General features: G+C 69.5%; 10 protein-coding genes. 7 read left to right on the top strand and 3 right to left on the bottom strand.

Annotated features, from left to right (window positions below; genetic code table 11):
- Positions 1-9 precede the first annotated feature (9 nt).
- Positions 10-951: an LCP family protein gene (locus FJ887_RS09725; RefSeq protein ID WP_140955282.1), complete on the bottom strand. Its 942-nt coding sequence runs from the start codon at positions 949-951 to the stop codon at positions 10-12.
- Between the two features lie 284 nt (positions 952-1,235).
- A complete protein-coding gene (locus FJ887_RS09720; RefSeq protein ID WP_140955280.1) occupies positions 1,236-2,603 on the bottom strand; it encodes a cation:dicarboxylate symporter family transporter in 1,368 nt (455 codons plus the stop codon).
- 140 nt (positions 2,604-2,743) lie between these two features.
- Here FJ887_RS09720 and FJ887_RS09715 point away from each other — a divergent pair, with 140 nt between their 5' ends.
- Complete coding sequence (locus FJ887_RS09715; protein ID WP_140955279.1) at positions 2,744-4,480, top strand: ATP-binding protein; 1,737 nt, start codon at positions 2,744-2,746, stop codon at positions 4,478-4,480.
- Positions 4,470-5,174: a response regulator gene (locus FJ887_RS09710; protein WP_140955277.1), complete on the top strand. Its 705-nt coding sequence runs from the start codon at positions 4,470-4,472 to the stop codon at positions 5,172-5,174. Before FJ887_RS09715 ends, FJ887_RS09710 begins: the two co-directional genes overlap by 11 nt.
- Positions 5,175-5,237: 63 nt before the next feature.
- Here the strand turns inward: FJ887_RS09710 and FJ887_RS09705 are convergent, their stop codons facing one another.
- Positions 5,238-6,644, bottom strand: coding sequence for an alpha,alpha-trehalose-phosphate synthase (UDP-forming) (locus FJ887_RS09705; protein ID WP_140955276.1), 1,407 nt, complete (start codon positions 6,642-6,644; stop codon positions 5,238-5,240).
- A gap of 369 nt (positions 6,645-7,013) precedes the next feature.
- Here FJ887_RS09705 and FJ887_RS09700 point away from each other — a divergent pair, with 369 nt between their 5' ends.
- The 5 genes from FJ887_RS09700 (at position 7,014) to FJ887_RS09680 (ending at position 11,504) form a co-directional block, all read left to right on the top strand.
- Positions 7,014-7,286 carry a GlsB/YeaQ/YmgE family stress response membrane protein gene (locus FJ887_RS09700; protein WP_009380367.1) on the top strand — a complete coding sequence of 91 codons (273 nt, stop codon included), beginning with the start codon at positions 7,014-7,016 and terminating at the stop codon, positions 7,284-7,286.
- 189 nt (positions 7,287-7,475) lie between these two features.
- Positions 7,476-8,144 (top strand): TetR/AcrR family transcriptional regulator, encoded by a 669-nt coding sequence (locus FJ887_RS09695; RefSeq protein ID WP_140955274.1) that lies wholly within the window; start codon positions 7,476-7,478, stop codon positions 8,142-8,144.
- Between the two features lie 161 nt (positions 8,145-8,305).
- Positions 8,306-9,358, top strand: a complete 1,053-nt coding sequence (locus FJ887_RS09690; RefSeq protein WP_140955272.1) for an acyl-CoA dehydrogenase family protein — start codon at positions 8,306-8,308, stop codon at positions 9,356-9,358.
- Complete coding sequence (locus tag FJ887_RS09685) at positions 9,355-10,743, top strand: PIG-L family deacetylase (RefSeq protein ID WP_250786207.1); 1,389 nt, start codon at positions 9,355-9,357, stop codon at positions 10,741-10,743. Before FJ887_RS09690 ends, FJ887_RS09685 begins: the two co-directional genes overlap by 4 nt.
- Entirely contained in the window at positions 10,743-11,504 is a 762-nt protein-coding gene (locus FJ887_RS09680) for a glycosyltransferase family 2 protein (RefSeq protein ID WP_140955269.1), read from the top strand. Before FJ887_RS09685 ends, FJ887_RS09680 begins: the two co-directional genes overlap by 1 nt.
- Positions 11,505-11,645 lie beyond the last annotated feature (141 nt).

Raw genomic sequence — 11,645 nt, 5'->3', positions numbered from 1 at the left:
GGCTTCGCCTCAGTACCCGAGCGACGCGACATAGCGGAGGAACTCCTTGAGGTCATGCCCGCCGAGCGCCTGCCGCAGAGCCGGCAGCGCCTCGGCGTCGAAGGACACCCGCACCGTGCCGTCCTCGAGGCGCTCCGAAGTCGCCGGCACCGTGACGGCGACGACGTCGTCCTGCGGGATCTGCCGGATGACATTGGCGAACTTCCCCAACTCGATCGTCGTGAGCCCCCGATCGGTGCGCACCCCGGACGAGACCGCACTGAGCACCGCGGTGAGCTTCGCCGGATCCTTCGTCAGCCCGCCCTGTCGCAGCGCCTGGACGAGGGCGCGCAGCAAGGCCCGCTGATTGCGGGTGCGCGTCTGCCCGGCATCGTCGACGGCGGCCGCCGAAGCGAACGTCACCGCTGACGCACCGTTGAGAGAGTTCGTCCCCTCGACGAACGACGTGCCGCCGGCTTCGAACGGGGTGCGGCCGTAGACGGCCACGGGACCGATGACGTCGATGACGTTGCCGAGCGCCTCGGCGGAGAGCTCGACGACATGGTCGACGCGGACACCGAAGACCTCCTCGGCGATGGCGACGAAGACCGGCCACCCGCCCTCGTCGACGAGGGAGGCGAGGCTGCGTCCGGATTCGATCTCGACGGACGGGTTGAGGACGAGGAACCCTGCCGTGTCACCGGTCGCGGGCACATGGACGAGGGCGAAGAGGTCGTTGACACTGGAGTCCGCCGCCGCGCCGGGCACGGCCCCAGTCGCCTCGCCGGGCACGGTCGGGGTGGTGACGCGTAGAGCGATCGTCCGCGCGTCACTGGCCGTGGGGCGGATGTCGGCGGGCGGGAACGCCTGCTCGTCGGCGAGCTTGCGGGAGGAGTCGTCGAACTCCGCCCGGGCGTTGTTGATGTCGCCGAGCGACCCCAGGGCCGATGCCACCGTCTTGAGCCTGACCATCGCCGTTCCCCTCTCAGCACCTCTCGATTCCTCCGGCCGGTGAACCCGACCCGGGATGCCGACGACAATCGGCTCCGCCCGGGCTCGCAGCCTCATCGCCGCCCACGGACGAGATCCTGGTGGAAGGGGAGGTGAGAGGCTCACTGACGCACCTCAAACTCTATCGCCACCGGCAGGGCAAAGGGAGCGAACACGACGGGGGCGGAGACGCAATCGCGCCTCCGCCCCATCGGATGGGCAACTGTTCAGTCCGCCGTCACCTCGCGCTCACGTCCGCGAGAGCCTCACGTCCGCGACAGCGTGGCCGGTGCCTCGGACGCCGGCGCCTCAGCCTCCGGTGATTCGACGGTCCCGCCGTGGTTCTCCGGGGCGAGGCTGAGCTCGTCGAAGGGACTCGACCCGTCGAGCGCCGCCCGCGCCTGGTTGAGATCGAGCTCCTTCGTCCACCGGCCGATGAGCAGGGTGGCCACGGCGTTGCCGGTGAAGTTCGTCAGCGCGCGGGCCTCGGACATGAACTTGTCGATGCCGACGATGACGCCCATGCCGTCGAGCAGCTCGGGCCGGTGCGCCTGGAGACCGGCGGCGAGCGTGGCGAGCCCGGCACCGGTGACGCCGGCCGCACCCTTCGAGGCGATGATCATGAAGACGAGGAGCGAGATCTGCTGCCCAAGATCCATCGGCATGCCCATCGCACTCGAGACGAAGAGCGCGGCCATCGTCAGATAGATCGCGGTCCCGTCGAGGTTGAACGAGTACCCGGTGGGCACGGTGATGCCGACGACCGGCTTCGAGACCCCGGCATGCTCCATCTTCGCGAGCAGCCGCGGCAGCGCCGACTCCGAGGACGAGGTCGAGAAGATGAGCAGGTACTCGCGGGCGAGGTACTTCATGAGGAGGAAGATGTTGAGCCCGGTGACGATCTTGAGCAGACCGCCGAGGACGATGACGATGAAGAGGGCGCACGTGAGGTAGAAGGCACCCATGAGCACGGCCATCGACCCGATCGCCGCCCACCCGGTGGCGCCGACGACCGCGGCGATCGCACCGAACGCGCCGACGGGGGCTGCCCACATGATCATCATCATGAGCTTGAAGACGACGGCCTGGATGTGGCGGATGCCGGTGATGACCGGTTCGCCCGCCTTGCCCATCGACTGCAGGGCGAACCCGACGAGGAGCGCGAGGACGAGGGTCGGCAGCACCGGGATGTCCCCGGGGATGAGGCCGAGGAGGAAGACGACGGTGGCGTTCTCCTCCCCGCCGGCGGCATCCTCGTAGGGCTTGAGCTGGAGTCCGGTGCCGGGGTGGATGAGATTGCCGACGACGAGGCCGATGATGAGCGCCAGGGTGGCCATGCAGAGGAAGTAGATCATCGCCAGGCCCCCGACCTTGCCGACGGTCGCGGCCTTCGCGACCGATCCGACGCCGAGGACGATCGTGCAGAAGATGATCGGTGCGATGATCATCTTGATGAGCGCGATGAACGCCGTGCCCAGCGGCTTGAGCGCGATGCCGACCTCCGGGGCGATGAGGCCGATCGCGGCGCCCGAGACCACGGCGACGATGACCATGATGTAGAGCCAGTGGGTGCGGTCCCGCTTCTTCGCAGGAGTCTGCGCTGTGGGCGCGGGGGTCGTGTTCTCAGGCGGCATTGCCTTGTCTCCTCATTGAGTGATCGATGGGTTTTTCGCTCACCCAGAGTGGCAAGGGTCGTGACGCCTGTCACGGTTGCGTTCATAGTGTTCATGGCCGGGCGGGCGTGCGAAGCTTGTCTCGGTGGGAAGGAGAGACGATGGCGACATCACGCACGTCCGGGCGCCGGTCGGTGCCCTTGGCGCGGCGGCTCTTCGTCCTCCAGCTCGTCCTCATCGTCGCCGTGTGCGCGGTCCTCAGCGTCACCAGCTACCTCACCGCCCGTGACTCCGCGCGGGATGCGACCGCGGACCGGGTCCTCAGCATCGCCGAGACCCTGGCCAACGACCCCTTCGTCGCCGAGGCGGTGACCGGCCCCGACCCCTCCGCCCGGCTCCAGCCGTACGCGCAGACCGTCGTCGACACCGCCGACGTCGACTTCGTGACGATCATGGACCGCGACCGCACCCGCTACACCCATCCGGATCCCGACGAGATCGGCCGCCCCTACATCGGCAGCATCGACACCGCCCTGACCGGGCGGGCCGAGACCGAGGAGTACGTCGGCACGCTCGGTCCCTCGGTGCGGGCGATCGTCCCCATCGTCGACGACACCGGTGCGGTCACCGCGATGGTCGCCGTCGGCGTCACCCTCGAGACGATCTCGCTCACCCACGCCGCGGCGCTGCCGCAGATCCTCATCATCGCCGCCGTCGCCATCGCCCTCGGCGGGCTCGGCGCGTGGATCCTCAGCCGCTACCTCCACCGTGTCACCCTCGGCTACGGGCCCGAGGAGCTCAGACGGCTCTTCGCGTTCTACGACTCCGCGCTCCATTCGCTCCGTGAGGGCCTCATCCTCGTCGACGACCGCGGACAGCTCGTCCTCTACAACGATGAGGCCGCCGCCCTCCTCGACCTTCCCCGTCCCACCGACGATGAGCCGGTTCCCCTCGCCGAGGTGGCGCTGCCGACCTCGATCCGTGACCTCCTCGACTCCGGTCGGATCGCCGTCGACGAAACCCACCTCACCGCCGATCGCGTCCTCGTCCTCAACCAGAAGCGGGCCACACAGCCCCACGATCGCGCCTCCCGGCAGGGGGAGGATTCTGCGGCGAGCGGCACCGTCGTCACCCTGCGCGACCGCACGGACCTCACCGAACTCACCGGTGAGCTCGAGACGATGCGGACCCTCTCCGAGGCGCTGCGCGCACAGACCCATGAGCACGCCAACCGCATGCACACCGTCTCGACGCTCATCGAGCTCGGGCGCAGCGCCGAGGCGGTCGACTTCGCCGTCCGCGACGAACAGGAGTCCCAGCGGCTCACCGACACCTTCGTCGGCTCCCTCGACGAACCCTTCATCACCGCGCTCATGGTCGGAAAGGCCGCCCAGGCCCACGAACGCGGCATCGAACTCACCGTCTCCGCGACCGGGGAGCTGCCTCCGGGCAGCCTCGACGCCCGCGATCTCGTCACGATCGCCGGCAACCTCATCGACAACGCCCTCGACGCCGCCGCGGACTCGGCGGAACGGCACGTGTGGGCGGACTTCGTCGCCGCCGACGGCGAGCTCATCATCACCATCGCCGACTCCGGTGCCGGCATCGACGAGACGGAGATCGACGCGATGCTCCGCCTCGGCGCCACCGGCAAAGCCGAGGCAGCGCACCCCGGCGGGCGCGGGTTCGGCCTCGCGCTCGTCCGGCAGGCGGTCGCTCGCCTCGGCGGACAGCTCGCGGTCGAATCCGACGGAGGGGCGATCGTCACGGTGACGCTGCCCGTGACGCCGGCCGACGATCCGGCGGCAGGCAACGACCGCCTCGGCGGGGGAGAGGAGACGACGACGGAGACAGAGACAGTGACTGGGAAGGGGCGGGAGCGCACCGATGGCCTCTGAGAACAACGACCTGCGGGTCCTCATCGTCGAGGACGACCCGATGACGGCAGAGGCCCACGCGGACTTCGTCCGGCGGATCCCCGGGTTCACGGTGGCCGGGATCAGCCTCGGCGGGACCGCGGCACTCGAACGCTTCGACGCGCTGACCGCAGAGGGCAGGCCGGTCGACCTCGTCCTCCTCGACATGAACCTCGTCGACGCCCACGGGCTGGAGGTGGCGAAGCGGATGACGAGTCGGAACACCGGGGTCGACATCATCGCGATCACCGCGGTGCGGCATCTGCCGGTGATCCGCTCGGCGATCGCGGTGGGGATCACGCAGTACCTCATCAAACCGTTCGCGTTCGCCGCGTTCCGGGAGAAGCTCGAGAACCAGCGGGCGTTCCGGCGGGGTCTGAGCGGGGGAGGCGAGCTCGCGACACAGGAGTCGGTCGACAGCGCGCTCAGCGCCCTGCGGTCGGTCGCCCCGGGGCGCCTGCCCAAGGGGCTCATCGAGGAGACGCTCGAGACGGTCTCGGCGGCGGTGCGAGAGGCACCGGCACCGGTGTCGGCGACCGAAGTGGGACGGGCGCTCGACCTCTCCCGGGTCACGGTGCGCCGCTACCTCGAACACCTTGTGACCACCCGGCAGGCGGTCAAGCAGCCCCGGCACGGCACCCCGGGCCGCCCCGAGTACGAGTACCGCTGGGCGTAGGGGCGCGCGGAGAGGACCGGCAGCGCGGCGGCAGGTCACCGTCGGCGCGTCACTGCCTGCCCCTCACTGCAGGGCGCTCAGCCTCGGCAGGGCTCCGGGGGTCTCGTGGACCGCGGCCTCGAGGTCGTCGAGGAACCGGGTGGCCCACCGGCAGAGACTGTGATCGGCCACCGTCGTCGCCATCGCCTCGATGCGCGTGTGCGCGCTCGCCGCCTCCGTCGCCACCGCCTCGGCGATCGCGTCCTTGAGCGCATCGCGGTCGTGCGGGTTGACGATGAGGGCCTCGGTGAGCTCATCGGCGGCACCGGCGAACTCCGAGAGGACGAGCACCCCGCCGCGGCCGCGCCGGGCGGCGACGTACTCCTTGGCGACGAGGTCCATCCCGTCGCGCAGCGAGGTCGCGAGCAGGACATCGGCGGTGAGGTACCACTTGACGACGTCGTCGAACGGGTACTCGCGATGAAGGTAGTGGATGCTCGCCCCGCCGAGGCCGCCGAACTTCCCGTTGATTCGCCCCACCGTCCGTTCGACGTCGGCGCGCAGCTGACGGTAGGCCGGGATCGCCTCACGTGAGGGCACGGCGATCTGGACAAACCGTGTCGTCGCCGGGTCGAGGGTGCCGTCGTCGAAGAGCTCCTCGACGGCGAGCAGCCGCTCGAGGATCCCCTTCGTGTGGTCGAGTCGGTCGATGCCGAGGAGCACGGTCTCCGGATCGCCGAGCTCGGACCGGATCCGGGACGGTGCCCCGTCGCGCACGGCGCTCTTCGCGAGCGTGCCGATGTGCTCGGAGTCGACGGAGACCGGATAGGCGCCGACGATGGTGCCGTCCTCGCGCGGGTCGACGCCGAGGATGCGGGTGCACGCGGCGATGAAGTTCTCGACGTCGGCCTGCCGTTGGAAGCCGATGACGTCGGCGCCGAGGATGCCCGAGAGCACCTCGGTCCGCCACGGCAGCTGCGCGAAGAGCTCGACGGGCGGGAACGGGATGTGCGAGAAGTACCCGAGCCGCACATCGGGCCGCATCGACCGGACGAGTCCGGGAACGAGCTGGAGCTGATAGTCATGGACCCACACGAGCGCATCGGCTGCCGCCGAGGCGGCGACCTCCTCGGCGAAGCGACGGTTGACCCGCTGGTGGGCCTCCCACCATGACCGCTTGAACTGCGGAGCGACGACATGGTCGTGATAGAGCGGCCAGACGGTGCTGTTGGCGAACCCCTCGTAATGGGATTCGACCTCGTCTGCACTCAGGCGCACGGGGATGAGGGCCATGTCGGACTGCTGCTCGGGTTCGGTCTCGTCGTCGGCGATGCCGGACCAGCCGACCCACGCGCCGCCGTGGCGCTGGGCGACGGGGGAGAGGGCGGCGACGAGACCGCCGGGAGAGGACCTCCAGGCGTCGGCGGCCCGCTGGCAGGGCAGCCGGTTGGCGACGACAAGGAACCTGTGGCGCTGTGATTCTGTGGACACGATGATCTCTCAGCGGCAGCCGGACGGCTGCCGCGATTCTCGGGGCCGGGCGCACCGGGAGGCACTGCCTGTTCGCGACGAGAATACCGCCCTCTACTTTACGTCGTAAAGCCGGAAAAATGAACCCTGGTCGACTTGCCGGTGAATCGCCTTCTCGCGGCGGCCTCATGGCTTTTGTTGGCATTGCGATCCCAGTGGGATTACAGTGTAAGAAAGCAGCGAGGCGGCTTGTCTCCGCGCTGATCTCCTGGACCTGGAAACCAAGGCCAGGCCGCTGATCCGCGACTCCTGTGAGCTCGAGCGACCGATACGGTCGCGGCGGACTCAGAGGCCCACCGGATCCCATTATGCAGTTGAAGGAAGTTACTTATGGGTTTCATCGCTTATCTCATTCTCGGCCTCATCGCCGGTGCCATCGCCAAGGCCATCCTGCCCGGTCGGCAGGGCGGCGGCTGGATCGCCACCCTCATCCTCGGCGTCATCGGCGCCCTGGTCGGAGGCTGGCTCGGTGGCCTGATCTTCGGCGCTGAGATGAACGCGTTCTTCTCGCTCTCGACGTGGCTGTGCGCCATCGGCGGTTCGATCATCGTCCTCCTCATCTGGGGACTGATCACCGGTCGTTCGCGCGCGACCAACGCGTGAGTCGCTGACCTGTGAACACAGCGTCGCAGGTCATCTCGGTGGGCGCGTTCAGTGCACTAAACTGGGCAGTGAACGCGCCCGCCGCCGACGCCGGTCCGACGGTTCGGGCACGAACGAGGACCTCGCGACAGATCGCGGTCGGGGTGGCATCGGCCTCCCCGACCGGGATCAGTGATTCCAGGAGTAGTAATGGCCCGTCAGCGCTTGCGCCAAGAGGACATCGTCCGGGCGGCGATTGCCTTCATCGATGAGTTCGGTGTGCAATCGCTGTCCATGCGCCGACTGGGGATGTCGCTCGAGGTGGAGGCAATGGCCCTGTACAACTATGTCTCGGGACGCGAAGAGCTCGTCTCGCTGGCCGTCGATGAGCTCATCGACGATCTCTTCGACGACGAGCTGATGCAGGAGCAGCCCGCATCATGGGAGGCGTTTCTGCGGTTCGTCGCGAACGCAATGCGCGACCTCGCGCTCAGCCATCCGCGGATGTTCCCGCTCATGATCACCCAACCGCCGGAGGCGCCGTGGCTGCGCCCGCCGCTGCGCAGCGTGCGCTGGGTCGATTATTTCCTCTCCACGCTCCAGGACTACGGCTTCTCCGACGACCGTGTCGTCGACGCCTACAAGGCCTTCACGAGCTTCCTCCTCGGTCACCTCGTCCTCGAGGTCTCCGCGCTCGGCATCGACATCGCCTCTGAGATCGACGACGACGCCGACGGCGGGGAGAGCAGTCAGAGCCTCGGGAACTACCCGACGCTCAACCGCCTCCAGGACATGCTCGCCGAAGACCACTCCGACCGCGAGTTCGATGACGGCCTCGACGACCTCATCGAACGCATCCGCACGACAAAGGACTCGTGACCCGAGCCGCCCCCACCGAACGGACCACCGCGCCGACGTCGGCGCGGGCCGCCGACGGCAGCCAGGCGCCGCCGCCCTCACATCATGACGGTCAGGTCCTGACGGGTCCTCGACTGTCGACTTCGGAACCGCCCCACCGATCGAAGGGATGAGTCCCGCCCATGCACACACCGCTCGTCGGAGCCCTCACCGAACTCACCAAGCCCTGGTACCGGCCGGGCACCGATTCGCCCCATGAGGACGAATTCCTCAAACTCGTCACGAGCACCGCACCGCTGGCCACGCGGCTCGCAGCACTCCAGGGGTTCTGGAACCTCACCGGCACCTCCTCGGCGCTCAAGCAGTGGGACGCGCTCACCGCCATCGCCTCCGCTGATGTCGCCGTCGCCCGCATGCTCGAACCCCACATCGACGCCCTCGGCATCCTCGCCGAGGCGGGTCACCCCACCCCGGCGCCGGAGTCCTCATGGGGCGTCTTCGCCGCCGAGATCCCCGGCAGGGTCGTCACCGCGACCCCAGCGGCCGACGGCACGCTCGTCCTCCACGGGGAGAAGGCCTGGTGCTCGCTCGCGACCGAGCTCACCCACGCCATCGTCTCCGTCCGCCTCGGCGAGGCCCGACAGACGGTGGCCGTCGACCTCACCGGCCCCGGGGTCCACCCCGCCGAGGCGGACTGGCCGGCCCTCGGGCTCGCCGAGATCCCCAGCGGCCCCATCGTCTTCGATGGCGCGCGTGCCACAGCGGTCGGCCCGCCCGAGTGGTATCTGCAGCGGCCCGGGTTCGCATGGGGCGGCATCCGCGTCGCGGCGTGCTGGTTCGGCGGGGCGCTCGGACTCGCCCGCAACGCAGCCCAGCGCCACTTCGGCCGGCCCCAGCCCTCACCCCTGGGGGCGATGACGCTGGGACAGATCGACACGGAGATCACGGCCGCCCGCACTGTCCTCGCCCACGCCGCGCAGCTTGCCGGCAGCGGAGACCTCGATTCCCACGACGACTCGTGGACCCAGGCCCTGCGCGTGCGCACCATCGTCTACCGCAGCTGCCAGCGCATCCAGGAGCTCAGCCGCGAACTCGCCGGTCCCGCAGCGCTCACCGGCGACCGGGAGTTCGCGAAGGCCGACGCCGACCTCACCGTCTACCTCAGCCAGCACCACGGACCCCGCGACGAAGCCTCCCTCGGCGAAGCGATCGTCGCCGACGCGACACAACGATGACCTTCACCCACCTCGACGAGACGACCCCGGAGGACGCGTGGACCGAKGCCGGGGTCGCCGAGCTGCCCCGGCTCGCGCCGGACACCCTGCCGGGCGGATCCGTCCTCGTCCTCCTCGCCCACCCCGACGACGAGGCCCTCGGCTGTCCGGGACTGCTCACCCGCCTCGGCGCGGAGGGCCGTGAGGTCGACGTCCTTCTGTGTACGGCCGGGGAGAACTCCCACCCGCAGTCCCCGACGCACACCCCCGCGCAGCTGCGGGAGATCCGCCTCGCCGAGTTCGACTCCGCCCTCACCGGGCTGGGAGGGTCGATCACGGCGCGGTACCTCGACCTCGGCGACGGTGGGCTTCCGGCCCGGTATGAGGAGATCCTCGCCGAGGTGGACGCCGCCGTCTCCGCCCTGCCCGCCCCGGTGACGATCGTCGCCCCGTACAGCCGTGACGGCCACGGCGACCACGAGACCCTCGGGCGGGCGGCCCTCGAGGTCGGCCGACGGCGGTCGGCGACGGTGCTCGAGTTCCCCATCTGGTACTGGCATTGGGCCGACCCCGCCGACCGTGCGTGGCGGGTGTGGGAGTTCCTCCCCGATCCGGCGGGCCTCGACCGGCAGGCACTGTGGGCGCACTATCCCTCGCAGATCCGACCGCTGTCGGACCGGCCCGGCGACGAGGCGATCCTCCCGGCAGAGTTCCTCGCCCACTTCGCCCGCGGCGGGGACACGTTCGCCGTCACCCGCTTCGGATCTGCCGACGACCACACCGGAACCGGTCAGGTGCGGGAGACGAACGATGCTCGCACCGCCGAGGCGGTCTTCGATCGCGTGCACACCGAACGACCCGACCCGTGGGAGGTGCGCACCTCGGCCTACGAGATCGCCAAACGCCGCGCCCTCATCGCTGCCCTGCCGGAGGGACGGTTCGACCACATCCTCGAGATCGGCTGCTCGATCGGCGAGCTCAGCCGTGCCCTCGCCGAGGTCGCCGACCACGTCACCGCGGTCGACGCGAGTTCCGCAGCGCTCGCCGAGGCGCGTCGCCGGCACTCCGGGCACGGCATCGACTTCGTCCACGGCACCCTGCCCGAGGACTGGCCTGCAGGCCGCTTCGACGCCGTCGTCCTCGCCGAGACCGGCTACTACCTCACACCCGTGCAGCTCGAGCAGACCCTCGACCAGATCGCGGAGTCGACCCGCGACGACTTCATTCTCGTCCTCTGCCACTGGACCGGGGAGATCGAGGACTGGCCGCTCGACGCCGCGCAGGTCCACGCCATCTGCCTCGGCCGCTGGCCGGACGCTCTTCGTCTCCACCACCATGTCGGCGACTACCGGCTCGACGTCCTCCACGTCTCCCGCACGGTGCGCGTCGGAGGGGAGGAGGCGTGATGATCGACCACGTCGCCGTCGTCGTGCCCGCCCACAACGAGGAAGCGGAGATCCTCGGCTGCCTCACCGCGCTCGTCGCCGCCGTCGAGGCCGCGAGCCCCCTGTCCTCGGTGCAGATCATCGCCGTCGCCGACAGATGCGCCGACGGCACCGCCGGCCTCATCGAGCGCTTCGCCGCCAGGCACCCCATCGTCACTCCTATGACCGTGCCCTTCGGCAACGTCGGCCGCGCCCGCGACGCCGGGGCACAGGCGGCACTCGATGTGATCGCCGCGGTCGATGCCGACGAGGCTGTGCTCGAGCGCACGTGGCTCGTCTTCACCGACGCGGACACCCGGGTGCCCGAGAACTGGATCACCGCGCACCTCGACCATGCCGGACAGGACGCGGACTGTGTCGTCGGCACCGTCGAACCCCGGGCCGACGTCGGCAACGACGACCTCATCGAGGCATGGTTCGCTGCGCACCACCTCGGCGAGGGACACGACCACGTGTTCGGAGCGAACCTCGGGATCCGGGGCTCCCACTTCGTACGGATCGGCGGATGTCCGCCGCTGCGCCTCGGCGAGGACGTCGCGATGGTCCACGCCGTGACCGCGGTCGGGGGCACCATCCGGCGGACCGACGACTGCCGGGTCGTCACCTCGGCGCGGATGCTCGGTCGCTGCCACGGAGGATTCAGCACCTACCTGCGGGAGCTCGCCGACGAGACGGACGGCCGCCTCGGCGACATCGATGCTGAGAAGTCCCACGCAGGATGATGTGAGAATCCTGTCGCGTCAGGGGAACTTGGTACGCTGGGGAGAGTTGACTTTTCAAGAACCGAAATGGAGTGAAGCCGCACGTGGGAACCACCGCGGATATGGGGTCGTCGTCCGACGACCCCGGCGACTGTTGGATTT

Source organism: Brevibacterium sp. XM4083, assembly GCF_006489205.2.
Lineage (GTDB): Bacteria > Actinomycetota > Actinomycetes > Actinomycetales > Brevibacteriaceae > Brevibacterium.
This window is presented reverse-complemented; position numbering and strand designations above follow the sequence as displayed.